At 59.4% G+C, this 25722-nt stretch carries 25 protein-coding genes; 9 read left to right on the forward strand and 16 right to left on the reverse strand.

Features of this window, described 5'->3' with window-relative positions:
* Positions 1–118 precede the first annotated feature (118 nt).
* The 3 genes from ANTHELSMS3_RS05020 to ANTHELSMS3_RS05030 are packed head-to-tail and all read right to left on the reverse strand — an operon-like array spanning position 119 to position 2851.
* Positions 119–1282, reverse strand: a complete 1164-nt coding sequence (locus ANTHELSMS3_RS05020) for a CCA tRNA nucleotidyltransferase (protein WP_094033919.1) — start codon at positions 1280–1282, stop codon at positions 119–121.
* Entirely contained in the window at positions 1279–1881 is a 603-nt protein-coding gene (locus tag ANTHELSMS3_RS05025) for a CoA pyrophosphatase (RefSeq protein ID WP_094033920.1), read from the reverse strand. The genes ANTHELSMS3_RS05020 and ANTHELSMS3_RS05025 overlap by 4 nt, the downstream gene beginning before the upstream one ends.
* Positions 1868–2851: an Hsp33 family molecular chaperone HslO gene (locus ANTHELSMS3_RS05030; RefSeq protein ID WP_094033921.1), complete on the reverse strand. Its 984-nt coding sequence runs from the start codon at positions 2849–2851 to the stop codon at positions 1868–1870. The genes ANTHELSMS3_RS05025 and ANTHELSMS3_RS05030 overlap by 14 nt, the downstream gene beginning before the upstream one ends.
* Positions 2852–2929: 78 nt before the next feature.
* Between ANTHELSMS3_RS05030 and ANTHELSMS3_RS05035 the strand changes: the two genes are divergently transcribed.
* Positions 2930–3373, forward strand: coding sequence for an NUDIX domain-containing protein (locus tag ANTHELSMS3_RS05035; RefSeq protein ID WP_094033922.1), 444 nt, complete (start codon positions 2930–2932; stop codon positions 3371–3373).
* A 15-nt stretch (positions 3374–3388) separates the two neighbouring features.
* On the opposite strand, the gene ANTHELSMS3_RS05040 is transcribed toward ANTHELSMS3_RS05035, so the two are convergent.
* On the reverse strand, positions 3389–4585 hold the full coding sequence (locus tag ANTHELSMS3_RS05040; protein ID WP_254694911.1) for a PP2C family protein-serine/threonine phosphatase: 1197 nt from the start codon (positions 4583–4585) through the stop codon (positions 3389–3391).
* A 314-nt stretch (positions 4586–4899) separates the two neighbouring features.
* Here ANTHELSMS3_RS05040 and ANTHELSMS3_RS05045 point away from each other — a divergent pair, with 314 nt between their 5' ends.
* Complete coding sequence (locus tag ANTHELSMS3_RS05045; RefSeq protein ID WP_094033924.1) at positions 4900–5235, forward strand: histidine kinase; 336 nt, start codon at positions 4900–4902, stop codon at positions 5233–5235.
* Positions 5236–5247: 12 nt separating this feature from the next.
* Here ANTHELSMS3_RS05045 and ANTHELSMS3_RS05050 read toward each other — a convergent pair whose 3' ends face one another.
* From ANTHELSMS3_RS05050 to ANTHELSMS3_RS05060, 3 genes are read right to left on the reverse strand one after another with little or no spacing between them, the layout of a single operon-like run.
* Positions 5248–6063, reverse strand: a complete 816-nt coding sequence (locus ANTHELSMS3_RS05050; protein ID WP_198319882.1) for an SDR family NAD(P)-dependent oxidoreductase — start codon at positions 6061–6063, stop codon at positions 5248–5250.
* On the reverse strand, positions 6063–7289 hold the full coding sequence (gene ilvA, locus ANTHELSMS3_RS05055; protein ID WP_094033926.1) for a threonine ammonia-lyase IlvA: 1227 nt from the start codon (positions 7287–7289) through the stop codon (positions 6063–6065). Before ilvA ends, ANTHELSMS3_RS05050 begins: the two co-directional genes overlap by 1 nt.
* A gap of 36 nt (positions 7290–7325) precedes the next feature.
* Positions 7326–8066, reverse strand: coding sequence for a hypothetical protein (locus ANTHELSMS3_RS05060; RefSeq protein WP_094033927.1), 741 nt, complete (start codon positions 8064–8066; stop codon positions 7326–7328).
* 129 nt (positions 8067–8195) lie between these two features.
* Here ANTHELSMS3_RS05060 and ANTHELSMS3_RS05065 point away from each other — a divergent pair, with 129 nt between their 5' ends.
* The gene (locus tag ANTHELSMS3_RS05065; RefSeq protein ID WP_094033928.1) at positions 8196–9419 is read left to right on the forward strand and encodes an argininosuccinate synthase; all 1224 of its coding nucleotides are present in this window, start codon (positions 8196–8198) and stop codon (positions 9417–9419) included.
* A 90-nt stretch (positions 9420–9509) separates the two neighbouring features.
* Positions 9510–9791 (forward strand): SCP2 sterol-binding domain-containing protein, encoded by a 282-nt coding sequence (locus ANTHELSMS3_RS05070; protein WP_094036941.1) that lies wholly within the window; start codon positions 9510–9512, stop codon positions 9789–9791.
* 180 nt (positions 9792–9971) lie between these two features.
* Here the strand turns inward: ANTHELSMS3_RS05070 and ANTHELSMS3_RS05075 are convergent, their stop codons facing one another.
* The gene (locus ANTHELSMS3_RS05075; protein WP_094033929.1) at positions 9972–10385 is read right to left on the reverse strand and encodes a DUF7282 domain-containing protein; all 414 of its coding nucleotides are present in this window, start codon (positions 10383–10385) and stop codon (positions 9972–9974) included.
* Between the two features lie 206 nt (positions 10386–10591).
* Between ANTHELSMS3_RS05075 and msrA the strand changes: the two genes are divergently transcribed.
* Positions 10592–11242: a peptide-methionine (S)-S-oxide reductase MsrA gene (msrA, locus tag ANTHELSMS3_RS05080; protein ID WP_094036942.1), complete on the forward strand. Its 651-nt coding sequence runs from the start codon at positions 10592–10594 to the stop codon at positions 11240–11242.
* 6 nt (positions 11243–11248) lie between these two features.
* On the opposite strand, the gene ANTHELSMS3_RS05085 is transcribed toward msrA, so the two are convergent.
* Together ANTHELSMS3_RS05085 and ANTHELSMS3_RS05090 are read right to left on the reverse strand one after the other, a co-directional pair.
* Positions 11249–12121, reverse strand: coding sequence for a ribokinase (locus tag ANTHELSMS3_RS05085; RefSeq protein WP_094033930.1), 873 nt, complete (start codon positions 12119–12121; stop codon positions 11249–11251).
* A gap of 56 nt (positions 12122–12177) precedes the next feature.
* Positions 12178–14433: an NADP-dependent malic enzyme gene (locus tag ANTHELSMS3_RS05090; RefSeq protein ID WP_094033931.1), complete on the reverse strand. Its 2256-nt coding sequence runs from the start codon at positions 14431–14433 to the stop codon at positions 12178–12180.
* Positions 14434–14570: 137 nt separating this feature from the next.
* On the opposite strand from ANTHELSMS3_RS05090, the gene mutS reads away from it, so the two are divergent.
* Complete coding sequence (gene mutS, locus ANTHELSMS3_RS05095; protein WP_094033932.1) at positions 14571–17180, forward strand: DNA mismatch repair protein MutS; 2610 nt, start codon at positions 14571–14573, stop codon at positions 17178–17180.
* A gap of 70 nt (positions 17181–17250) precedes the next feature.
* Here the strand turns inward: mutS and ANTHELSMS3_RS05100 are convergent, their stop codons facing one another.
* Both ANTHELSMS3_RS05100 and hrcA read right to left on the reverse strand, forming a co-directional pair.
* Positions 17251–17814: a nucleotide exchange factor GrpE gene (locus ANTHELSMS3_RS05100; protein ID WP_094033933.1), complete on the reverse strand. Its 564-nt coding sequence runs from the start codon at positions 17812–17814 to the stop codon at positions 17251–17253.
* Positions 17815–17825: 11 nt separating this feature from the next.
* Positions 17826–18890: a heat-inducible transcriptional repressor HrcA gene (gene hrcA / locus ANTHELSMS3_RS05105; RefSeq protein ID WP_094033934.1), complete on the reverse strand. Its 1065-nt coding sequence runs from the start codon at positions 18888–18890 to the stop codon at positions 17826–17828.
* A 112-nt stretch (positions 18891–19002) separates the two neighbouring features.
* On the opposite strand from hrcA, the gene rph reads away from it, so the two are divergent.
* The 3 genes from rph to hemW are packed head-to-tail and all read left to right on the forward strand — an operon-like array spanning position 19003 to position 21483.
* Positions 19003–19716, forward strand: coding sequence for a ribonuclease PH (gene rph / locus ANTHELSMS3_RS05110; RefSeq protein WP_094033935.1), 714 nt, complete (start codon positions 19003–19005; stop codon positions 19714–19716).
* Positions 19716–20330, forward strand: a complete 615-nt coding sequence (rdgB, locus tag ANTHELSMS3_RS05115; RefSeq protein WP_094033936.1) for an RdgB/HAM1 family non-canonical purine NTP pyrophosphatase — start codon at positions 19716–19718, stop codon at positions 20328–20330. The genes rph and rdgB overlap by 1 nt, the downstream gene beginning before the upstream one ends.
* Positions 20317–21483: a radical SAM family heme chaperone HemW gene (gene hemW, locus ANTHELSMS3_RS05120; RefSeq protein WP_254694848.1), complete on the forward strand. Its 1167-nt coding sequence runs from the start codon at positions 20317–20319 to the stop codon at positions 21481–21483. The genes rdgB and hemW overlap by 14 nt, the downstream gene beginning before the upstream one ends.
* 5 nt (positions 21484–21488) lie before the next feature.
* Here the strand turns inward: hemW and ANTHELSMS3_RS05125 are convergent, their stop codons facing one another.
* From ANTHELSMS3_RS05125 to mnmG, 4 genes are read right to left on the reverse strand one after another with little or no spacing between them, the layout of a single operon-like run.
* A complete protein-coding gene (locus ANTHELSMS3_RS05125) occupies positions 21489–22406 on the reverse strand; it encodes a ParB/RepB/Spo0J family partition protein (protein WP_094033937.1) in 918 nt (305 codons plus the stop codon).
* 31 nt (positions 22407–22437) lie between these two features.
* Positions 22438–23247: a ParA family protein gene (locus ANTHELSMS3_RS05130; RefSeq protein WP_094033938.1), complete on the reverse strand. Its 810-nt coding sequence runs from the start codon at positions 23245–23247 to the stop codon at positions 22438–22440.
* Positions 23240–23857, reverse strand: coding sequence for a 16S rRNA (guanine(527)-N(7))-methyltransferase RsmG (rsmG, locus tag ANTHELSMS3_RS05135; RefSeq protein ID WP_094033939.1), 618 nt, complete (start codon positions 23855–23857; stop codon positions 23240–23242). The genes ANTHELSMS3_RS05130 and rsmG overlap by 8 nt, the downstream gene beginning before the upstream one ends.
* Positions 23854–25722 carry a tRNA uridine-5-carboxymethylaminomethyl(34) synthesis enzyme MnmG gene (gene mnmG / locus ANTHELSMS3_RS05140; RefSeq protein ID WP_094036944.1) on the reverse strand — a complete coding sequence of 623 codons (1869 nt, stop codon included), beginning with the start codon at positions 25720–25722 and terminating at the stop codon, positions 23854–23856. The genes rsmG and mnmG overlap by 4 nt, the downstream gene beginning before the upstream one ends.

Here is a 25722-nt window from a genome sequence, read left to right on the forward strand (position 1 = left end):
GAGCCTGCCCGCGCGTGCAGGTCGGCTCAGCCGAAGCTGAAATGAATCCTGTCACGCACCATCATGTCTCCCGGATAAAGGTTGAGTCGGGACTTTCTAGGACAGAAAAAACTGTCTGTCACCCCTCGTCGAGCCATCGGCGCAGGTCTGCCTTGTCCGGGGCGAACCCCTCTGCGATCCAATGGTCTTCGGCCCGGCGCAGGGCATCCCCCAGATCAACGCCCTGATAGTCTGGGATCAAATCCTTGGCTTTCATAGGGAATTTGGCTTCTGCGCCCTTCGCAATCCGGGCGGCCATTTCCTGCGGCAGGGGTGTGCCGAAACTGGCGGATCGCAGGGCCACAACGGTTTGTGCCACGTTTGCCCCGTGCCGATAGGCCAGTTCCGCCGGACCTTCCATGCTGCCCATGAGGTCACGGTACAGCCCCAGCGTGCGTTGTTGCGCCTTGGACAGGCGCAACGCCGTGCCGTCGAAAAAGCCCATCACCGCCATACGCGCCATCGGATCGGGGGCGCGGTTCAGCGTCGTCTCAAACATCAGATAGGGGCCCAGCGCGGTTGTCACCGCCCCCGGCAAGACACGGGACAACACGCCCAGTCGTTCCATCACCGAAATCGCGATCAGCGGATCGGGCGCCTTCAACAGCTTGACCAGTTCCACACCGACCCGTTCGCGCGACAACAGATCCAGCCCGTCGATATTGGCGGCAATGGCGGCCAGCGCGTCGGGGCCCATACCTGCGTCCGGGTCACCGTACCACGCTGAAAAGCGGAAAAAGCGCAGGATGCGCAGGTAGTCCTCTTTGATGCGGGTATCGGCATCTAGGATGAACCGAAAATGCCGCGCCTGCAGGTCAGGCAGGCCACCCAGCGGATCAATCAGCGCGCCACGCCGGTCCGCATACAGTGCGTTCATGGTAAAATCGCGCCGCACCGCGTCCTCATGCACATCGTCGGCAAAGCGGACCACAGCGCGGCGACCATCGGTTTCCACATCGGCGCGAAAGGTCGTGACCTCAAACCCCTCACCCCCGGCCACAACGGTCACGGTGCCGTGGTCGATTCCGGTGGGAACAACCTTGAGCCCTGCGGCCTTGGCAAGCTCCATCACCCGAGTCGGATGGGCATCGGTCGAGATGTCCACGTCAGAGACCGGCACACCCAACAAGGCGTTGCGCACGCAGCCGCCCACCGCATAGGCCAGATGACCGGCGTCTTCGAGCATACCCATCACGGTCTGCGTCGCCGAGGACCGTAACCAATCACCAGTCACGCGGGTCATGCGTGAATCCGGCCCGCCAGCGCGCGCAGCATCCGGGCCGTCGCCCCCCAGATGTAATAAGGGCCAAACGGCGCGGTGTAATACAACCGCCGTTGACCGCGCCAGCGCCGCCCCTGAACCGAATAGCGCGCCGGATCGGTGACGTGGGCGTAAGGCACCATGAACACCTCTTCGACCTCTCCTGGCTCTGGCACCGGGGTGAAATCCCCATGCACCAAGCCGATGACAGGCGTGACCAGAAACCCGGTCACGGTCTCATGCGGCGGAAGCGTGCCAATCACCTCGACCTGTGCAGGGTCCAGCGCAACCTCTTCGTGCGCTTCGCGCAGGGCTGCGGCGATCTCATCTGCATCGCCCGGATCGACCTTGCCGCCGGGAAAGGCGATCTGGCCGGGGTGGTGTTTCAACCGGCTGGAGCGCTTGGTGAGGATCAGGTCCAGCCCGTCACGCCCCGGTTTGAAGGCCGCCAGCACCCCGGCAGGCCGCAATTTGCGCCCCTCTGGCAAGACAATCGCCGGGTTCAGGTCAAAGTCCGAAGACGCCGCACCTGTGGCCTGCGGCGCGCGCCGCAGGGCTGCGATCTGGTCAGTCCTTACCATCGGCGCTGAACCCCACGGTTGCCGGATCGAGCTCGTAATGCGCGCCGCAGAATTGGCAATCCGCGGTCACTAGCCCCTCATCCGTCGTCATGTGGCCGATGTCTTTGGCCGAATAGATCGACAGGCTTTGGCGCACTCGATCCTCGGAACAGGTACAGCCAAATCGGACCGGCTGCATTTCAAAGACACGCGGTTCTTCCTCATGAAACAGACGGAGCAACAGATCGGTCGGCGGGATGCTGGGGCCGATCAGCTCCAGCTCTTCCAGCGTCGCAAGATGGCTGTTCACCCTATTCCAGTTTTCCTCGGTCTCGCCGTCGACCAGATCCCCGGCTTGCAGCAATCCCGCTTCACCCGATCCGCCATCCTTGGCAAATGGAGACGCCTTGGGCATGTGCTGCAACATGATTCCGCCCGCGCGCCAGTGTTCCGGCACACCCGGTTCTGTTGAGCGGCCATAGGACAGCGCAAAAGTCGTGGGCAGCTGTTCCGACTGGGCGAAATAGGCCGCCGCGCAATCGGACAGATTGTTTCCTGCGATGGGTGTAATGCCCTGATAAGGCTGCATTCCCTCGCCCTGATCGATCATGATCGCAAAGTAACCCGCGCCCAGTTGCTGGAACGGCGGCGCTTCTGTGATGCGGTCCTCGTCATAGCTGGCATAGGCGCGGATACGGGCTGGCTGGCCCTCGTCCTCGGGGCCGTAATAGTCCGTGGCAATCATCCGCACCGGACCGTTGGTCTGGACCTGCAGGGACAGTTTCCACCGCAGTTTGACAGTCTGGCCGATCAAGGCAGTCAGCAGAGCCATCTCTGCCACCAACGCCTCAACCGGGGCGGGGTAATTGTGTTGTTGCAGCACGCCAGACAATACGCCGTCAAGCCGCGCAACGCGGCCGCGCATGTCCGAACGGTCAAGCTGAAAGGGCAGGACGGTGTCGTCCCAGGCGATTTTATTGCCGATGCTCATGGGGTTTCCTTGTCTGCCTTTGGCTGGCATATCGCGTCCATATAGGGACATTGCGCGGCGACGCAAAGGGGGCCGGACATGACACGACGGTTTGGCACGCCACCACAGGCAGGTCAGCGCTATAAGCTGCGGCCCGGAGCCTATGCCATTTTGCCGCGCGATGGGCGCCTGTTACTGACCCATCAGGCCGCGCCCTTGCCAGAGGTTCAACTGCCCGGCGGTGGGATCGATCCCGGTGAAAACGCCTTGCAGGCCCTTTATCGCGAGGTGTTTGAAGAGACCGGCTGGCGTATTGCGTCGCCTCGCAGGCTGGGCGCGTTTCGCCGGTTCACCTTTATGCCAGAATATGACCTCTGGGCGGAAAAGCTGTGCATCATTTATATGGCCACCCCGGTGCGCCCGCATGGCCCCCCGACAGAGTCAGGACATAGCGCGATCTGGCGCACACCACGCGCCGCGATGCACGAATTGGGCAATCCGGGCGACCGCGCCTTTGTCCAGCGCTTTAGCGCAGGCAGATGACCGCAGAACCGATGGTCAGTTTGGGCCGCGACTATTCTTGAGAACGTCAAACTCTAACAGGGCCGCAGACACATCGTCCCCCAATTTGTCGGCGTTTTCCATTTGCGACGTGAAACGCCAATACATGTCCTCAAGGATGTCAGGTCCGTCCCCACATCGTACACTGTCGCGGAAAATGCGGACCAACCCGTCCTCTCCCAGCATTTCGCCGTTTTTCATCACCGCTTCGGTAAAACCGTCAGAATACAACAGCAGCAGATCACCGGAATTCATGGTGAAATCATGTTGATCGTAGGAAACCTCATCCACCAAGCCGATGGGCAGACCACCGTCGCCAATGAACCTGTGGCTGCCGTCGGGATGTAACAACAGGGCTGGGGAATGGCCCGCCTGCACCATCCGCATCCGCCCCGATGACAGATCTGCCGCGACATAGGCGAGGGTCAGATACTCTTCTACCCCCGGGTCGGCGGACAGCCTTTGGTTCAGCATCCGCGCCGTTTCAGCCGGTTCGCGCATGGCGTAGAACCGATCAAACCGACGTTCCAAAGCAATGTTCTGTTCCGGAAAGCTGGACGATAGATAGCCAGCGACTCGCGCGGTCACCATGGCCGAGGTAATGCCATGTCCGGACACATCAATATTATACAGGCCAAGCCGCCCGAACCCCGGTTTGAACATGCCAACTAAATCACCGCCGACATGACCGCAGGGGCGCAGTAACAGGCTGACACGCGAGGTCAGGATCTCTGTCATACGTTCGGGGACCAGAGACTGTTGGATCGTGCGGGCCTGACGCAGGTCATTGTCGATCGCCGTATGGATTTCCCGCAGTTCCTCAAACGCCTCTGACACCTGGCGATTTTTCTCGGACAATTGCCGTTCCATGGAAACGATCCGCTCACCCGCTGTAATGCGGGCCCGCAGTTCCGGGGCATTGACCGGTTTGGTCAGAAAGTCATCAGCCCCCGCATCCAACCCCTCAGCGATATCGCCCTTTTCGCTTTTGGAGGTCAGAAGAATGAAGTACCCATAGCCCTCGTTTTGCAACTCCCGGAAATGGCGGCAAAATTCCAGCCCGGTCATGCCCGGCATCATCCAGTCGGACAGCACAAGGTCCGGCGGAAGCTGCCGACAGATATCCAAGGCGGCCTGACCGGATTCCGCTGTCAGCACCTCATACCCCCAGCGGCGGACCATCGTTTCCACCATCTTGAGTTGCGCACGGCTGTCATCAACGACCAGAACACGCTGGATCGCGCCTGTCACCTCGGATGGAATGCCTTTTCTCTGAGTCTGCAAGGCGGACCCTTTTCGAAATATCATTGGTTCGCATTGTCTATACGGGGCAGGTTCTTAACGACCCTTGAATGGTAAAATGCTGCGCATTCTTTTGCCGGGTCCGGGCATCGAGAAAGGTGCTATTTACCACCCCGATTTATACACAGGTTACCCGCAGGGTATCTTTGGCGCGGGTCATCGGTGGGGTCCGTCTTGTACTAGGGCCGGTATGATGGAGACAGGTTATGATTGACTGGTCACGCGTGGACGAACTGGTGGATGAAATCGGACCAGAGGATTTTGGTGAGGTCGCAGAGCTTTTCCTTGTTGAGGTTGAGTCTGCTGTTTGCCTGCTGGAATCCAGTGAGGGCAATCCAATTGTCACCGAAGAGCAGATGCATTTCCTCAAAGGCGCGTCATTGAACCTTGGGTTTGCGTTGCTGGCGCAGATATGCCTGAAAGGTGAGAAAGCCGCCGCCGAAGGCAATCCGGAAGCCGTCAGTGCCGCGCAGGTCCGCACGATCTTTGAAGAGTCGCGCGACCAATTCCAGAAAGGCCTGCCCGAACGGCTTGCCGCCTGACCGCGCCGCGCCTCAAATCCGGCGATGCAACTCTGTCAGGTCGCGCGGAGGCCCCTCGGCAAAGGCGTCTCGTCTCAGCCGTCGCATGCCGTCAATCCAGCGATCCATATCCGCCGCACGCCTCTGGGCGTACACCTCGGCCTCTGGGTGCGGTAGGATCAGAAACTTACCCGCGCGCACGCCATCAACCACCGCCGTGGCCACATCATCCGCCGTCAACACCCTGTCATGCGGGCGGTTCCCGGCCTGAGTGTCGTCATATCCCAACAACGGGGTCGCCACATACAACGGACAAACCACCGATACCCGGATACCCTCATCGCCGTGTTCGATGGCCAGCGATTGCGCGAGGCTGACCGCTGCGTGTTTGCTGGCAGAATAGGGCGCATCGCCGATTTGGCTGAGCAATCCAGCAGCAGAGGCGACATTGATCAGCCAGCCTTCACCGCGCGCGCGCATCCCGGGCAGCACCAAACGTGCGACGCGCAGATGTGCCATGACATGCACATCCCAACTGTCTTGCCACAGATCATCCGGCGCACTGCACGGACCGTCGATGGCACCGCGCGCGAAGCCCGCGTTTGAAATCAGCATATCGATACCGCCCAGCGCGGCCTCGGCGCTTTGCACAAGACCGGCAATCAGACCGGGATCACGCATATCGGCGGGGACAAAGCCCGCGCCCAATGCACTTGCCGTCTGCGCCAGCGCCGGGCCTTCCCTGTCCGTCAAGAACAGCCGCGCACCCTCTGCCGCCAGTCGGTTGGCCAGCGCGCGGCCGATGCCCTGCGCCGCCCCGGTTAAGAGAACCCGCCGCCCCGCCAGCATCAGATCACAAACTGAGCGAGGATCTCGTCCTCGGTGATGTCCTGATAGGTAAACCCGTGGGCATCTAGGCTGCTGAAAAGTATCTGAAAATTCTCAGGGGCGCTCGTCTCTATCCCGATCAGGACAGAGCCAAAGTTGCGCGCCGATTTCTTGAGGTATTCGAAGCGCGCGATGTCATCGTCCGGCCCGAGAAGCCCAAGGAAATCCTTCAGCGCGCCGGGGCGCTGTGGCAGGCGTAGGATGAAATACTTTTTGATCCCGGAATAGCGCTGGGCGCGTTCCTTGACCTCTGGCAGACGCTCAAAGTCGAAATTCCCACCCGAGGTGATGCACACCACCGTGCGGCCCGCAATTCCCTGCCCCAAATCCTGCAAAGCGTCGACAGACAGCGCGCCCGCAGGTTCCAGCACGATTCCCTCGACATTCAGCATCTCGAGGATCGTCAGGCACAGGCGGTCCTCCTGGATGGTCAATGAGTTGGCCAGGCCGACGCCCTTGAGTCGTTCAAAAGTCCGCTCACCGATCCGGGCCACCGCAGCGCCATCGGCGAAGGTGTTGACCGACGGCAGGGCCACGGGGCGTCCCGCCTGCAGCGCGGCGCGCAGACAGGCGCCTCCCAAAGGTTCGACAAAAGTGTACTGCGACTCGGTGCCGAAATAGCTGAGCATCCCGGCGGATAGTCCGCCGCCGCCCACAGGGATGACAAGGTGATCCGGCGCGCGGCCCAGTTGTTGCTCGATCTCGACGGCAACAGAGGCCTGCCCTTCGATCACATCCTCATCGTCGAAGGGGGACAGAAAGTGCCCGCCCTCGGTCGCGCAGAACGCCTGCGCCGCCTTCAGGCAATCGTCGAAATAGTCGCCGGTCAGACGGATCTCGACCGCGTCGCCGCCAAACATCCGGGTCTTCTGGATCTTTTGCTGTGGTGTGGTGACAGGCATGAAGATCACACCCTGCACACCGAAATGACGGCACATGTAGGCGACGCCCTGCGCGTGGTTGCCGGCGGAGGCGCAGACAAACAACACCTCTCCGCGTGCCTTGCGCATGGCGTTGAACGCGCCGCGCAGCTTGTAACTGCGCACCGGGCTGAGATCTTCGCGCTTTAGCAGCACCTCGGCACCGAAACGGTCCGACAGATGGGCGTTGCGCAACAGCGGCGTCGGTGGAAAGACGTCGCGCATCGCGGCCTCGGCGGCCCGGGCCTTATCCTTGAAATCAGTCATGTCCCTGCTGTGGCCCAAGCCCGGGCCGCGCGCAAGTCAGTCGATGTCGCGCCCCTCGACGCTGATCCCGTAAAGTGTGGTCAGGGCCGAGACACCGATCATCGTCGCAAACCATCCAACAACAACGCTGTAGACAAGGTTGATCAGCGATTGCGGATCGGGATTCAGCCATGCGGGCAATTGGACCAATACGCTGAAGAAAACCGCGATCAGGGACAAGACAACGATTGTCCCGTGTTCCTTGGCTGTAGCGGCCCATGCTTCGCGCAGGGTCATTTTTCGGTCAATCGCCCCGGCGGGCAGCAGCACCCCGAACCGGAAGAACAGATAGACCGCAAGCGCGACAAGCGCCATTAGCAGAGGCAAACCCGTGCCGGGGGCCGCAGCCATGACGATCCCAATCGGGATCATGGCAACCACCACAGCCAGGGACACCAGCAAGGCAATCATCACCGACCGCCCAAGATAGGCCAGCACCAAACCACCTTGCCACTTCGGCAATGCGCCCTCGGGGATCTCACCCGTCAGGACAAAACGGTGCCAGGCCACGGCGATCCACAGGCTGGCGACAATCGCAAGAAAGGCCGTAGCCAGAACCATCAGCGCCATGCCCGGACTGACAACCGTTTCACCAACGTTCCCCGTCGGCGTCGCCATCAGGATCAATACCTGATTCAGCGCCTGCACCGCGTAGAGAACCGCAGAGATGCGAAACGCCACCTCTAGGTTGTTGATGACAATCCAAAAGGAATGTTTGAAAACCTGCCAACCGCGCATGGGCCACCTTTTCGCCAATCAATTGGAGTCAGGGGGTAGCACTCCCGCGCCCCGCGTCAACGGGCCTTCCTTGCAGGTCCGCCGAAAACAGGCTAATCCGCCCGCCAAACCGCCCCAAAGGACAGATCCATGACCGCGCCCAAGAAAGTTGTGCTCGCCTATTCCGGTGGCCTCGACACCTCGATCATCCTGAAATGGTTGCAGACGGAATACGGCTGTGAGGTCGTGACCTTTACCGCCGACCTTGGTCAGGGTGAGGAACTGGAACCCGCCCGCGAAAAGGCCGTGATGCTGGGGATCGACCCCGCGAACATCTACATCGAAGACGTGCGTGAGGAATTTGTCCGCGATTTCGTCTTTCCGATGTTCCGCGCCAATGCGGTCTATGAGGGGCTGTACCTGCTGGGCACCTCCATCGCGCGCCCCTTGATTTCCAAACGTCTGGTCGAGATTGCCGAAGAAACCGGCGCCGATGCCGTGGCACACGGGGCCACCGGCAAGGGCAACGATCAGGTGCGGTTCGAACTATCCGCCGCCGCGCTGAACCCCGACATCAAGGTGATCGCGCCTTGGCGGGAATGGAATCTGAACTCGCGCACAGCACTTCTGGACTTTGCCGAAAAGAACCAGATCCCGATTGCCAAGGACAAGCGCGGCGAGGCCCCGTTCAGCGTGGATGCCAACCTGCTGCACACCTCGTCCGAGGGTCGCGTGCTGGAAGATCCAGCCGAGGAAGCGCCCGAATACGTCCACCTGCGCACTGTGAACCCTGAGGACGCGCCCGACACGCCCGAGGTGATCGAAGTCACCTTTGAAAAGGGCGACGCGGTTGCGATCAACGGTGAGACAATGTCGCCGGCGACCATCCTGACCGCGCTGAACGACTATGGCCGCAAACACGGCATCGGGCGGCTCGACTTTGTTGAGAACCGTTTCGTGGGCATGAAATCGCGCGGCATTTATGAAACCCCCGGCGGCACCATCCTGCTGGAGGCGCACCGTGGCATCGAACAGATCACGCTGGACAGCGGCGCGGGCCACCTCAAGGACAGCCTGATGCCGCGCTATGCGGAACTGATCTACAACGGTTTCTGGTATTCGCCCGAACGTGAGATGCTGCAAGCGGCCATCGACAAGTCGCAGGAACTGGTCTCCGGCACGGTCAAGCTGAAGCTGTACAAAGGGTCGGTGCGCTGCATCGGTCGCTGGTCCGACAACTCGCTCTACTCAGAGGCGCATGTGACCTTTGAGGATGACGCCGGGGCCTATGACCAGAAAGACGCCGAAGGGTTCATCACCCTGAACGCGCTGCGTTTGCGTCTGCTGGCAGCGCGCAAGCGTCGGCTGGGGTGATCTGATATGACGTTACGCGGCATCGCGTAACGTCATCCTATGCCTGCCTTTCGGTTTCGCGCCATAGAGGACACGAAACCGGAGGACACCATGACATTCGATGAAATCGCAGACCTGCTGCGCAAGGGTTTGGCGCACAAGCCGCTGGACAAAACGTTGCGTTTTGACTGTGGCGAAGATGGCGCGCTGCGTCTGGACGGGACAACGGTCGAACACTCTGTTGCCCCCGCCGACTGCACCATCCGTATTTCCCACGACAACCTGTCGAAACTGGTGCAGGGCAATCTGAACCCAATGACCGCCTTTGCGATGGGCAAACTGAAAGTATCCGGCGACATGTCCGTCGCGATGAAACTGGGTCAGCTGCTGTAGGCCGGGCCTCAATCAGCCCGCAGACGGCCAAAACCCGTCCCCAACAGAATGGCGGCCGCGCAGATCCGGAGCACCGGGGTCCGCACGGCCGTTCACCGTACCCGAAACGCAGGTACGTTACCGCCGCATACTCGGCGGCGGTTGCCGGGCCAACTGACTGGCGCCAGCCCGGCTATGGGATCACTGGGCGGTGACCACGGTCATGACCAATTCGCCGTCCTGACGGATTGGGCCATCTTCCTTGGCACCAAGAGTGTATTCAAAGATGCCAGTCTTCATGCCGCCGTCCTCGCCGTGCACCATCAGCATCAACATGTCGCCCGCTGCGACCTCTTCGGTCAGGATGGCGGTCACGTCCATATTTTCGCCCTTACGCAGCGGCGCGTAGCCGACAACCGGGCCCGGTTTCATGTCCTCGCCGGTGCGATGGACCACCAACCAGCCATTGGCCGGGGCAACGATTTTGTCTGCCGAAACGGTGCCTTCGGCGACGGCCTGGTCCATGGCCTCGACCATGGGGGCCATGCCGTGGCCCCCGGCATAAGCGGCACCGGCGAAAGTCATCAAAGCAGCTGTTACAATCTTGAAAGTCATAGGTTTTCTCCCAGTCAGGTCTGGCAGCGCAGGACCTCTTGCCCTCGCTTGCTGACAACAGTCACGAAAGGGCGTGCGGAAAAGTTTCAGCGGGGATCAGTTATTTTTCATCATTGTCACGCAACTCTCACCATCGGGTGAAGATGGGCTGCGCCGGATTGCCAGACAGGGCGGTCACAGGCAGGCTGAGGCGAAAGGAGATCACCATGCCCCGTTTCACGTTTGCCCGCCCTGCCCTGCTGTCCGCCCTTCTGGTGCTGGGCCTGTCCGCCCAAAGCCACCGCGCCGAAGCCGCCGAGATCATCGTCGCGGGCGGCTGTTTCTGGTGCGTCGAAGCCGATTTCGAAAAGGTCGCCGGGGTGAAAGAGGCGGTATCCGGATACACCGGCGGCAAAACAGCCAACCCGACCTACAAACAGGTGACTAGGGGCGGCACCGGCCACTATGAGGCGGTCAAGATCAGCTATGACGCGGGCAAAATCTCAGACCGTCAGTTGTACGACCTGTTTCTCCGCTCTGTCGATCCCACCGACGCGGGCGGTCAGTTCTGTGACCGGGGCGAAAGCTATCGCACCGCTATCTTCTACACGGATGCTGGACAGAAAGGGGCCGCCATTGCCGCCAAGGCAGAGGCCGAAAAGGCGCTGGGCAAAAGAATCGTGACGCCGATCCTGCCAGCCAAGGCGTTCTATCTGGCTGAGGGCTATCATCAGGACTACTATAAGGGGTCAGACCGCGTCGTGACTCGCTTTGGCATCATCACGCAAAGCGATGCGTACAAACGGTATCGCAAGGGCTGTGGCCGTGATGAGCGCGTCAAACAGTTGTGGGGCAGTGCCGCGCCGTTTGTGAACTGACCGCGACTAGCCGCCAAAATCCCGAACGTCGCGCAGGTCGGGGATCACATCTGCGGTCCCCTGCCGCGTGACCATGATGGCCCCGGCGATCATAGCCTGACCGATGGCCTGCGCCATTGGCAAACCGCGATCCAAACCAGCCAACACATAGCCGGTAAAGGTATCCCCTGCCCCGGTTGTATCCACCGGCGTCACCTTGACCGCTGGAAAAACCTGCGTCTCCCCGGTGTCAGTGTTGTGCCAACGCGCCCCATCCCCGCCCAACGTCACGATCACGTCGCGCACAGGCAAGGCTTCGGATGCCGTGCCGGTCGCCTCTTGCAGTTGCCGTGCCTCAACCTCATTCAGGAACAAGATATCCAATAGTGGCAGGACCGCCTTCACCGCCTGTGGATCAAAGGGCGCGGCGGCATAGGCCACGCGCATCCCCTTGGCAGAGGCGCGTTCAGCGGCGTCGCGTTGGCCATTGGTTTCGTTCTGGGTCAGGAAGATGTCCGACGACTCGGCATCCTGTAATGCGGCGGCGATATGGTCGATCGGGATCGCCTGATTGGCCCCCGGATAGAGAATGATGTTGTTCTCTCCCGTGTCATCAATGGCGATCAGGGCGTTTCCCGTGTCTTTGGAGACTGTGAGGATATGTTGTGTGTACACACCGTATTCCGTGAGCCGGTCCACCGCCCAGCCGCCATCGCCCCCAACCGCGCCGATATGCACACAGCGCGCCGCAGCCCGCGCTGCTGCCACAGACATGTTTGCCCCTTTGCCCCCCAATCCACGTTGAAAAGACCGCGCGGCCAGTGTTTCACCCGGTCCGGGCAGATGGGGCACGCGATAAAACAGATCCGCATTGATCGAGCCAAGGTTGAAGATCGTCATATCGGTTCTTCTCTCTCCACTTGCTCGATTTCCACCCTGACCGCTTGCCCCGCACCTTAGCTGATCTTGGCCGCCGCAAGCACCGCCATGTTCAGAATGTCATTGGCGGTCATTGAGGTTGAACATATCTGGATCGACTCGTCGACACCGGCCAGGATCGGCCCGATCACAGTTGCTCCGGCCATTTCCTGCATCAGTTTGACGGAGATCGACGCCGAATGCCGCGCAGGCACGATCAGGATGTTGGCGGGGCCCGACAGGCGCTGGAACGGATAGTGTTCCTGCGCCTTGACGTTCAAAGCAACATCTACCGTCATCTCACCTTCGTATTCGAAATTGACCCCACGCCGATCCAGAACACGCGGTGCTACATGCATCTTTTCCGCCCGCTCTGACATCGGATAGCCAAAAGTCGAGAAGCTGACAAAGGCCACGCGAGGTTCCAGCCCCAGGTGCCGTGCGACACCAGCGGCGCGTTCGGCGATAGTGGCCAGATCTTCTTCGTCCGGCCATTCATGCACCAGCGTGTCAGAGATCAATACGATACGTCCCTTGTGCAATAGCGCGGTTACGCCCGCCGCCCCATGCGCCGCGTCCGCGTCAAAGACATGGTTTACCAATTGCATGACATGCGCCGATTTCCGCGTTGCCCCGGTGACCAGCCCGTCACCGTGGCCGTGCGCCAGCATCAGCGCGGCAAAGACATGCCTGTCACGCGCCGCGAGGCGGTGAATGTCCTGCCGGTCCATGCCCTTGCGCTGCAAACGATCATAAAGAAACGCTTTGTAAGCCTCCAGATGGCGGGTGTTGGCGGCATTCACCACCTCCAGCTCGCGCACGGCGTCAGGCAGACCGGCCTCTTCGAGTTTTTGTTTCACATCCGGTTCACGACCGACGACCAACGCCTTGCCCAAGCCAGAGCGTTGGTACATGACTGCCGCGCGCAGAACGCGGGGATCGTCCCCTTCGGCAAAGATCATCCGGGCCTGCGCCGCACGGGCACGAGAGTTGATCGACCGCAGGATAGAGGCGGTCGGGTCCATCCGAGTTTTCAGATTGTGCTCATAGGCCTCGATATCGACGATCGGCCTCCGCGCAGCTCCCGTCTCCATGCCCGCACGCGCCACGGCGGGCGGGATACGGTGGATAAGACGCGGATCAAACGGTGTGGGAATGATGTAATCACGGCCAAAGGTCAGCGATTTTCCATAGGCCAGCGCCACCTCATCCGGCACGTCCTCACGCGCGAGATCGGCAAGCGCCTGCGCGCAGGCGATCTTCATCTCGTCGTTGATGGCGCGGGCGTGAATGTCCAGCGCCCCCCGGAAGAGATAGGGGAAGCCCAGCACGTTGTTGACCTGGTTCGGATAATCGCTGCGCCCGGTGGCGACGATGGCATCCACGCGGACCTCATGCGCCTCTTCCGGCGTGATTTCCGGGTCCGGGTTCGCCATGGCAAAGATCACCGGATTGTCAGCCATGCTGGCCACCATGTCCTGCGTCACAGCGCCCTTGGCCGAAACACCAAGGAACACATCGGCCTGCACCATCGCCTCTTCGAGGGTGCGCAGTTCAGTTGTGATGGCGTGGGCAGACTTCCACTGATTCATGCCCTCGGTGCGGCCTTGATAGATCACACCCTTGGTATCGCAGATGACGCAGTTCTCATGCCGCGCGCCCATGCGTTTAAGCAATTCGAGACAGGCAATGCCGGCCGCCCCTGCCCCGTTCAGCACGATCCTCACATCCTCGATCTTTTTGCCGGAGATATGCAGCGCGTTCAGCAGACCCGCAGCGCAGATCACCGCCGTGCCGTGCTGGTCGTCGTGGAAGACCGGGATGTCCATCTCTTCCTTGAGCCGTTGCTCAATGATGAAACACTCTGGCGCCTTGATGTCTTCGAGGTTGATGCCGCCGAACGTCGGCCCCATCAGCCTGACCGCCTTGCAGAATTCATCCGGATCTTCGGTGTCCAGTTCGATGTCGATGCTGTTGACGTCAGCGAAGCGTTTGAAGAGCACCGATTTGCCCTCCATCACCGGTTTGGATCCCAGCGCCCCCAGATTGCCTAACCCCAGCACGGCGGTCCCGTTGGAGATTACGGCAACAAGATTTCCCTTGTTGGTATAGTCGTAGGCCAGTTCGGGATTGGCAGCGATGTCCTCACATGGCACCGCCACACCCGGTGAATAGGCCAGCGACAGGTCGCGCTGGGTGGTCATGGGAACGGTGGCCTGCACCTCCCATTTGCCCGGCGTCGGTTCGAGGTGGAAGGCAAGCGCCTCTTCACGGGTGAATCTGGCTTTGGTCATATCCCCTCCATCACGCGGAATTTGCGGTTTTCCCCGCTCTTTGACAGCCTTAATGTCACGCGAAATCGTTGGGGGAAAGCCAAGTGAGCGCTAACAAACCGGGAAAGGGAACAGTGGAGGAGGCATCCGTCACGCCGATGATGGCGCAGTACCTTGAGATCAAGCAAGGTTATCCCGATGCGCTGCTGTTTTACCGCATGGGCGACTTCTATGAGATGTTCTTTGACGATGCGGTCGCGGCCAGTGCGGCGCTGGACATTGCGCTGACGAAACGCGGGAAACACGCGGGTGATGATATCCCGATGTGCGGCGTTCCGGTACACGCGGCTGAGGGGTATCTACTGACACTGATCCGCAAGGGGTTTCGCGTTGCCGTGGGTGAACAGCTGGAAAGCCCGCAGGAAGCCAAAAAGCGTGGGTCAAAGTCGGTTGTGAAGCGCGATGTGGTTCGGCTGGTCACGCCCGGCACCCTGACAGAAGAATCTTTGCTGGAGGCGCGTCGGCACAACTACCTCGCCGCGCTTGGCCAAGTCCGGGACAACTGGGCACTGGCCTGGGCGGATATTTCGACCGGAGCGTTTCATGTGATGCCGCTGGGCCGTGCCCGGATCGGGGCGGAACTGGCCCGGCTGGGTCCGTCCGAGGTATTGGCCTCTGACGGGGTTGCGGAGACCCTGCGTGAGGTTCTCACGGATCTGGGTTTGGACCCGACGACATTGGGGGCAGCGTCGTTCGATTCCAGTGCGGCAGAGGCCCGGCTGGCCTCACTGTTCAAGGTACAATCACTAGCTGGTTTCGGGACGTTTGAACGCGCAGAACTGTCCGCAATGGGCGCGTTGGTCGATTATCTGGATATCACCCAGAAAGGGCGGCTGCCGATCCTGCGCCCGCCGCGGCAGGAACAAGTGTCGCGCATCCTGCAGATCGACGCGGCGACGCGGCGCAATCTGGAACTGACCGAAAGCCTTCAGGGAGGACGCGCTGGCTCTTTGCTGTCGGTGATCGACATGACGGTGACTTCTGCCGGTGCACGCCTGCTGGAACGGCGCGTGGCCTCACCTTCACGCGACTTAGAGGTAATCAATGAGCGGTTAGAGGCGGTCAATTGGGGCGTCGAGGGCCCGATTGCCGGCAATCTGCGCGATGCTTTGAAATCCGTGCCGGATGTGGACCGCGCGCTGTCCCGGTTGGGCCTTGACCGGGGTGGACCTCGCGATCTGGCGGCGGTGCGGACGGCGTTGGCACAAGCTGGGCTAATAGCGGATCGGCTAACCGGGGAAGGGCTGCCCGATCTGATAACCCGCTCAGTTGCCGCCCTGACGGGTCAGGAAGACCTGTTGGGCCTGCTTGACGCCGCACTGGTCGCCGAACCCGGTCTGCGGGTCAGCGACGGTGGTTTTGTGGCCACCGGCCATGATCCAGCCCTGGATGAGGCGCGGACCTTGCGGGACGAGGGCAGGGGTGTGATTGCCCGTATGCAGGGGGAGTATGCACAAGAGACCGGGGTTTCATCGCTAAAGATCAAGCATAACAATGTCTTGGGATACTTCATCGAGACAACCGCCTTGCATGCCGAAAAGATGTTTGCCCTGTCGGAACGGTTCATACATCGGCAAACCACAGCAAATCAGGTGCGGTTCACAACCGTTGAACTGTCGGACATGGAACGCCGAATTCTGAACGCGGGCAACGAAGCGCTGGAAATTGAACGGCGGATCTACGAGGAACTGCGGCAGGCGGTCCTGAGCGCTGCGCCCGTGTTGTCTGAACTGGCACTGGGGCTGGCAGAGATTGATTTGTCACTGGCGTTGGCGGAACTGGCGCGGCAGCGTGACTGGTGTCGACCCAAGGTGGACAACAGCCGCGCCTTTGGAATCACGGGCGGGCGGCATCCGGTGGTAGAGGCCGCTCTGGCGGCCAGTGGCACGCCTTTTATCGCCAACGACTGCGATCTGAGTGCAGAGGGGCAGGCGGCGGCGGTCACACTACTGACCGGCCCGAACATGGCTGGTAAATCAACCTATCTGCGCCAGAACGCGCTTATCGCACTGCTTGCGCAGATGGGCAGCTATGTTCCGGCGCAGACAGCGCATGTCGGCCTTGTCAGTCAGATTTTCAGCCGCGTAGGCGCCAGCGATGATCTGGCGCGCGGACGATCCACGTTTATGGTCGAGATGGTCGAAACCGCCGCGATCCTGAATCAGGCGGACGACCGCGCGCTAGTGATTCTGGACGAAATCGGGCGCGGGACGGCCACATATGACGGGCTGTCCATCGCTTGGGCCACGCTGGAACATTTGCAGGCGGTCAATCGCGTGCGCGGTCTGTTTGCAACGCACTATCATGAGCTCACCACGCTGGCGGGCAAGCTGGACGGGGTCAGCAATGCCACCGTCGCCGTCAAGGAATGGGACAATGAGGTGATTTTTCTGCACGAAGTTCACGCGGGTGCAGCGGATCGGTCCTACGGCGTTCAGGTCGCGCAATTGGCCGGGCTACCCGCGCCGGTGATCACTCGTGCCCGCGCGGTCCTCGACGCGCTGGAAAAGGGCGAACGAGAGCGGGCAACGCCCAAGGCGCTGATTGACGATCTGCCACTGTTTTCTGCCGCCGCTCGCGCGCCAGAGCCGGTAGTTTCACAAGAAACATCCGCCGTAGAAGAAAAGCTGCGCGAGATATTGCCCGACAACCTGTCGCCCCGGGACGCCTTGCAGGCGCTTTACGATCTTAAGGATCTACTGGATTGAACGTAGCCCGGACATGCAAAACGGGCGCCTAAGGCGCCCGTTGCTAGACTGTGTTTCGATGCGTGACCGATCAGGACGCGGGGGTCGAGCTGACGCCGACCTGCGCAGGACGTAGCAGCCGATCATACAACAGGAATCCCTCTGCAGAGACCTGGATGATGTCGCCTGCGCGCGTGCCGGGCAGGGGCGCCTCAAACATCGCCTCATGTTCCTGCGGATCAAACCGGTCGCCGACCTTGGGGGTGATGCGGGTCACGCCGTGACGCTCAAACACCTTGAGCAGTTCCTTGAGAGTCAGTTCAACACCCTCAACCAGCGCAACAGAGGCCTGAGCGCCATCATCTTGCGCCGCAGCTAGCGCACGATTGAGGTTGTCGTAAACTGGCAACAAATCGCGTGCGATGCGGGTGCCGCCATAGGCCTGCGCCTCGCGCCGATCCTTTTCGGCGCGCTTGCGGGTGTTCTCCGCGTCCGCGAGGGCGCGCATGAACTTGTCCTTGAAGTCGTCCCGCTCTGCCCTCAGTTCATCTATCGCCAGGGCCACGTCATCGATTTCCTCATTCAGATCAGCCATTTCCTCATCGGCGGCCGCATCGATATCGTCGAGAAAATCATCCTTTTTCGGGTCTGCCATGCCTTCTACCTTTAACTCCGGTCGGCGATCATTCGGCCGACCAGTTGAGCCGTGTAATCCACGATCGGAACGATCCGACCATAATTCAGGCGTGTCGGTCCGATCACGCCCACCGCACCAATGATCTTTCGGTCCGCGTTCATATATGGAGACACCACCAGAGAGGAACCCGAAAGTGAGAAAAGTTTGTTCTCTGAGCCGATAAAAATGCGTACCCCTTCGCCTTCGTCGGCCAGTTCAAGAAAATCGGCGATGTCCCGCTTGCGTTCCAGATCGTCAAACAGGCTGCGGATTCGATCGAGTTCTTCTTGCGCAGAATCCTCCTCCAGCAGATTCGCCCGCCCGCGTACGATCAGACGTTCGGCGCTGTCGCCCTGACCGTCCCAAACCGCGATGCCGGCGTCGATCAGATCAGCCGCCAATCCGTCGATTTCACGCCGACGGCGAGAAATTTCTGCCTGCATGGTCTTGCGCAGTTCACTGAGTGTGCGACCCTCGACCAACGCATTGGTGAAATTTGCTGCCTCACGCATAGCACTGGGCGTCAATCCCGGCGGCGGGGTAAAGACGCGGTTCTCGACGTGGCCATCGGCAAAGACGATGACGACCAGCGCGCGGTCCCGCGCCAGGCTGACAAATTCGATATGTTTGAGCGGGGCCTCATGTTTGGGGGACAGCACCAGCGACGCGCCATGTGTCACGCCCGACAGTGCCGATCCGACCGCATCCAGCAGGCCAGAAACATCTCCAGCATTTCGGCCCAGAGTGGCGTCCAGCTTTTCCCGGTCGTGGTGATCCAGATCACGGACCTCCAGCAGACTATCCACAAACATCCTGAGGCCAAGTTGTGTGGGGATGCGGCCAGCAGAAACATGCGGGCTGTCGAGAAGGCCGAGGTATTCCAGATCCTGCATCACATTGCGGATGGTGGCGGCCGAGACCTTTTCCGACAGGGTACGAGTGAGCGACCGTGACCCGACAGGGTCACCGCTGGACAGATAGCCTTCGACCACCCGGCGAAAGACTTCGCGGGAGCGATCATTCATTTGTGACAGGAGTTCGCTTGCCTCAGTCATCACCTTGCCCTTGTCAGAGCCATTAAAGAGCGCGCGACCGGAACGTCAATCGGGGTTGCATATCCCGGGCACGGCTGTCTATCCCAAGCATGACCAGAAAAGAGGACATACCATGCGACCGTCGGGACGTGATCTAAGCGAAATGCGCGCCGTTTCAATCGAAACGGATGTGACAAAACATGCCGAGGGGTCGTGTATGATCCGGATGGGTGACACACATGTACTGTGCACGGCGTCGCTGGAAGAGCGTGTGCCGCCCTTTATCAAGGGATCGGGACAGGGCTGGGTGACGGCCGAATACGGCATGCTACCGCGATCAACCTCAACCCGGATGCGGCGTGAGGCGCAGGCGGGCAAGCAGGGTGGTCGCACGGTTGAGATCCAGCGCCTGATCGGGCGTGCGCTGCGGGCAGGTGTGGATCGCAATGCATTGGGAGAGCGTCAGATTACCGTCGATTGCGATGTGATTCAGGCCGATGGTGGTACACGCTGCGCGTCGATCACAGGCGGCTGGGTGGCCCTGCGTCTAGCGGTGAACAAGCTGTTGAAAGCCGGGGATATTGTCAGCGATCCGTTGATCTCTGAAATCGCTGCGGTCAGCTGTGGTCTCTACGCCGGCCAGCCGGTGCTGGATCTGGACTATCCCGAGGATTCGGAAGCGGGTGTTGACGGAAACTTTATCCTGCGCGCCGATGGACGGTTGATTGAGGTACAGATGAGCGCCGAAGGGGCGACGTTCTCCCGAGATGAGATGGGTAAATTGATGGACCTGGCGGAAAAGGGTGTTGGCGAACTGGTCGCCGCACAGCGGGCGGCGGTCGGCTGATGCGACGGTTTACCGGAGATCGTCTGCTTGTCGCGACGCACAATCGCGGCAAGCTGGAGGAAATGACACATCTGCTGGAGCCATACGGCGTGGCTTGCGTCGGAGCCGCCGAGATGAACCTGCCCGAGCCGGAAGAAACCGGGACAACCTTTGTCGAGAACGCCCGGATCAAGGCCCATGCAGCGGCAAAAGCGACCGGAATGCCGGCGCTTTCCGATGATTCCGGCATCGAAATCGACGCTTTGGACAAAGCGCCCGGTGTTTACACTGCAGATTGGGCAGAGACTGGGTCTGGCCGGGATTTTGTCATGGCAATGGAAAAATCCCACAAGATGTTGCTGGAAACTGGGGCTGCGGAACCCTGGACGGCACGCTTCTGTTGTACGCTGGTTCTGGCCTGGCCGGATGGTGAAGACGTGGTCTTTCCGGGTGTGATGGAGGGTAGGGTGGTCTGGCCGATGCGCGGATCGCAGGGTCACGGTTATGATCCGATTTTTCAGCCAAAAGGCTACGAGATAACTTTTGGTGAGATGGATAGATGGGAAAAGAACCAGATATCCCATCGCGCGGATGCATTCCGAAAATTCGTGGCCGGATGCTTTGACCCAAAGTAGCATTGAGAACTGGCAAATCGGCGGGTTTGGCCTGTATGTCCACTGGCCGTTTTGCGAGGCGAAGTGTCCTTACTGTGATTTCAACAGCCATGTGGTGTCACACATAGACCAAAGCCGCTGGGCGCGCGCCTTGGCGGACGAGATCCGACGCGCGGGGGCGGAAACGCCCAACCGTGTGCTTGGATCGATCTTCTTCGGCGGCGGCACACCGTCTTTGATGACGGCGGAAACCGTTTTGACCGTGATTGAAGCAGCGCGGGACTGCTGGACTTTTGCAAACGATATCGAAATCACGCTGGAGGCGAACCCCCGGTCCGTTGAGGTGAGGCGTTTCGAAGGATATGCGCGTGCTGGCGTGAACCGGGTTTCTCTTGGCGTTCAGGCGCTACGCGCCGCTGATCTGAAACGTCTGGGACGGCTGCACGGTGTCGATGAAGCAAAGACTGCGTTGGGGGTTGCCCGATCCGTGTTCGAGCGGGTCAGTTTTGACCTGATTTATGCCCGGCAGAACCAAACACTGGACGACTGGCGGGTTGAACTGGGCGAAGCCCTGGACATGGCTGTGGACCATTTGTCTTTGTATCAGTTGACGGTCGAAGAAGGGACTGCCTTTTGGGATCGCGCACGGGCAGGGGGGTTGCGTGGGTTGCCGGATGAGGATCTTGCTGCGGACATGTACGAGTTGACGCAAGACCTGTGTTCAGCGGCGGGATACTCGGCCTATGAGGTGTCAAATCACGCACGTCCTGACGCGCAGTCCCGGCACAATCTGATCTATTGGCGGTATGGGGACTGGCTGGGCATCGGACCGGGTGCGCATGGCCGACTGGGCACGGGCGAACAGCGGCAGGCGACGGTTGCATGGCGTCAGCCTGGCCGATGGCTGGAGCGGGCCGAAGCAGGAAGCGGGTTAGAAAGCCGCACAACTTTGGAATTGGTGGATCAGGCAGGGGAATACCTGATGATGGGTCTGCGTTTGGATGAAGGACTAGATATAGGGCGACTGCATAGAATGAATCCTACCGTTGGCCGTGCCGAAGCTGTGGCCGAAATGATCGATTTGGATCTGATCATGCGGGAAGGGCCTGTATTGCGGACCACCGCGAAAGGGCGGTTAGTCCTGAACTCTGTGGTCGCCGAACTGATGCCCTAAAGGCGTCAACGTGCTGCGCTGAGGATCCCGCAAAGCGCGTCGAGATGTTCCAGCGTATCGTAGGAGATTGTCACCCGCCCCCCATCCTGACCCGGCTGATGATCAATGCGAACTTTCATCCCAAGAGCTGCACTGAGATCGCCTTCGAGGGCACGGGTATCTGCGTCCTTGTCCATGTCAAAGCCACCGCTGGGTGCTTTTTTCCGCGGTTTACCCTCAGACGATCCTTGTTTGACCAGCTTTTCTGTGTCGCGTACCGATAGCCCCTTTGCCACAACGGATTGAGCCAAGGTTTCCGGATCAGGCGACGTAATAAGGGCGCGCGCGTGACCGGCGCTTAGACGGCCCTCTGAGACGTGCTGTTGAACCGACTCGGGCAAGTTGAGCAGGCGCATGAGGTTGGCGATATGGCTGCGGCTTTTGCCTAGCGCTTCGGCCAGTTTCTCTTGTGTGTGGCCGAACTTGAACATCAGTTGCTTGTAGCCTGCCGCCTCTTCAATGGCATTCAGATCCGCACGCTGGATATTTTCAATAATGGCAACTTCGAGCACTTCGGTGTCATCAAAATCTCGGACAAGCACAGGTACTTCGTGCTGCTGTGCCATTTGGGCGGCGCGCCAACGGCGCTCACCAGCGACAATCTCAAACTTGTCAGCCTCGCGTGGCGACGGCCGCACAATCAGAGGCTGAATCACACCTTTGGTTCGGATCGACGCCGCAAGTTCATCCAATTGCGCCTGAGTGAATGTGCGACGTGGCTGATCCGGATTTGGAATCAGATCCTCGATCGGAAGCATCCGGTCAGGTCGGCGCAGGCCTTCTGACTGAGTAGGGGCGTCTTGTGTCGGAGCAACATCCGCCATGAGCGCCGACAAACCTCTGCCAAGTCCGCGACGGGTGTCTTTTTTGGGCTTTTCTGACATGCCAGTCCTCTAGTTGCGGCGCCGCTTAGGCTTAGGCCGCGCGTTGATCGTTTTTCTTCACCAGCTCTTCGGCCAATGCGCGATATGCCTGTGCGCCCTTTGAGGACGTGTCATAGGCCAACACAGGTAGCGCGTAAGACGGTGCTTCGGACACGCGCACATTGCGCGGAATCACGGTTGTGAACACCAGATCGCCAAGGTTGGCGCGGGCATCAGCCTCAACATGTTGAGAGAGGTTGTTGCGCGCGTCATACATCGTGAGAACGATACCTTCGATGCGCAATGATGGATTCGCACTCTGCCGAACTTCGCGGATCGTCAACATGAGTTGAGACAGCCCTTCGAGGGCAAAGAACTCACTTTGAAGCGGGACGAGAACGGAATGAGCCGCAACCATGGCATTTACTGTCAAAAGGTTCAGAGACGGGGGGCAATCCACAAGGATCACATCAAATCCGTAACTGTCTAGAGCTGGCTGTCGAAGTGCATCGTGTAATAGAAAGCTGCGTTTTTCGTTTGAATATAGTTCGATATCTGCCGAACTGAGATCCACCGTTGCCGGAATCAGGCAGAGGTTCTCTGTTGATGTACTTAGGATCACGTCAGTGACAGCAACATCCCCTAACAGAAGATCATATGTTGTGTATTCGCGATCGTCGGTTTCGATGCCAAGTCCCGTGGACGCATTGCCTTGCGGGTCGAGATCTACCACAAGCACCTTTTGCCCCTGTTCACACAAGGCCGCACCGAGATTGATGGTTGTAGTCGTCTTACCGACGCCACCTTTTTGGTTAGCAATAGCGATGATTCTAGGACCCGGGGGGCGCGTCGGATCAGACATGAACAAGGTCTCCGATTTCCAAGACTACAGCGTTTGGATTTGTCTTACTTGTATGCGGGGTGCAGGAGAATTGCCATTGCGTCTGAGCGTCTTTGACCTCTTTTCCCCAGTTTTCGCCTTTCATGAGTAAGGCGGTGCCCGTGGGTCCGAGGTGTCTTGCTGCGAGATCAAGCAATTTGGGCAAAGGGGCAAGGGCACGCGCTGATAGCGTGGTGGCGTTTTGTGCTGGCGCATCTTCGATCCGCATTGCCATAACATTGGCCGTGAGGTTGGTCTCACGGATAACCGTTCTAAGAAAAGTTGCCTTGCGCGTATCCGATTCGATCAAGGTGATCTGTCGGTCAGGTGTATCTTCGGCCTTCAAAATTGCGACAACCAATCCGGGGAAGCCACCGCCGCTGCCCAAATCGACCCAGGGCCCCAGAGGTATTTGATCAAGAGCGGCGATTTGAGCAGAATCGGAAAAATGGCGCTGGCCTGCCTCCCTAATTGTGGAGCGTGCTACGAGGTTTATGCTGGGGTTCCATTTTTCAAGTAATGCGAGATAGAGCGACAGACGCTCCAATGTTTCACGTGAAACACTGCGCCCAAGCGTCTCTGCTGTTATCATCCTACATCTTTCCGAGAAAACTGACGGATTTTAGCCAAAATCAACGTCAAAGCAGCGGGAGTCATTCCGTCGATCCGACCTGCTTGCGAGATCGACTCAGGGCGCGCCCTGTTCAACTTACTCTTCAGTTCATTCGATAAACCTGGGAGGGCATCAAAATCGAACCCAACTGGAATCCGAACAGCCTCGTCCCTTTTCAAGGTCTCCACATCTCGCGCCTGGCGATCAATGTAATTGGCGTACAACGCCTCCCGTTCCAGCTGACTCGCCGATTTTTCGTCTATTTCCGCCAACGTTGGATCAAGCTTACAAATGGTGTCAAAAGTCACATCTTTAAAAGACAATAACTGAAACGCGGTACGGCGCGTCCCGTCGAGATTCACCGCCACACCAGCCTTTTGGACTTCTGTTGGGGAAAACTGTGTCTCTTCAAGTCGATCACGACCCTTATTCAGAGCCGAGACTTTGTTCTCAAAATGATCCCGACGTGATGGCGAAACAGTACCCAGAGCGATCGCCAAAGGTGTTAGCCTTTGATCCGCGTTATCTGCACGAAGCGACAGCCGAAACTCCGCCCGGCTCGTGAACATACGGTAAGGCTCACTGACCCCACGGGTTGTCAGATCATCCAACATCACGCCGATGTAGCTATCGGTCCGGGAAAATCTAACCGGTTCCCGGTCCAGCGCGGTGGACGCAGCATTTAACCCGGCAACAAGTCCCTGCGCTGCAGCCTCTTCATACCCCGTTGTTCCATTGATTTGTCCCGCCAAATAGAGCCCTGTCACATCACGGAGCGCCAATGTTCCGTCCAAGGCCCGTGGATCGACATAGTCGTATTCAATAGCATAACCCGGTTGCATGATCTTCACCGCTTCCAAACCCGGTATACTCCTGACATAGGCTTCCTGAATTTCCTCGGGCAGCGATGTAGAAATACCGTTAGGATAGATGGTCGGATCATCTAGCCCTTCAGGCTCCAGGAATACCTGATGCGACAACTTATCGGCGAAACGTACAATCTTATCTTCAATTGAGGGGCAATAGCGCGGCCCTACGCCGTCGATGTGGCCGCCATACATGGCCGATCGGGCAAGGTTGCTTCGGATAATTTCATGCGTCTTTTCGGTAGTATGCGTAATCCCACAGGACACCTGCCGAACTTCAGGTCTTTCAGATAAAAAGGAAAACATGACGGGATCTTCGTCGCCGGGCTGCATATCCAATCCGGTCCAATCGATGGTACGACCGTCCAGACGGGGAGGTGTCCCCGTCTTGAGCCGCCCGATTGGCAGGTTCATTTCTCGAATACGATCCGCAAGTCGAACCGATGGTCTGTCCCCCATCCGCCCACCAGCATGTTTCTTGTCGCCAATGTGGATGACGCCACGCAGGAAAGTACCGCTTGTCAGAACGACTGATCGCGCAGAAATTTGAGACTTGTCAGCCAAAACAACACCACGGACAGCGCCTGACTCAAGGACGAAGTCAACCACTTCTCCTTCAAGCACGGTCAGGTTGGGGGTTGCTGCAATCTCATTTTGCATGGCCCTGGCATAGATCTTTCGGTCGGCCTGAGCCCTTGGTCCTTGAACGGCTGGTCCTTTACGGCGATTCAACAGGCGGAATTGAATACCGGCTGCGTCAGCGATACGCGCCATGACGCCGTCCATGGCATCAATTTCACGGACGAGATGACCCTTCCCTAATCCACCGATAGCCGGATTGCAGGACATCACCCCTAGATCTGTCAGTCTCAATGTCACAAGAGCAGTCCGCGCGCCCATTCGGGCCGACGCTGCCGCAGCTTCTGTGCCAGCATGTCCTCCGCCAACAATAACAACGTCAAAACTGCGATGTTTCAC

Source organism: Antarctobacter heliothermus (assembly GCF_002237555.1).
Lineage (GTDB): Bacteria > Pseudomonadota > Alphaproteobacteria > Rhodobacterales > Rhodobacteraceae > Antarctobacter > Antarctobacter heliothermus_B.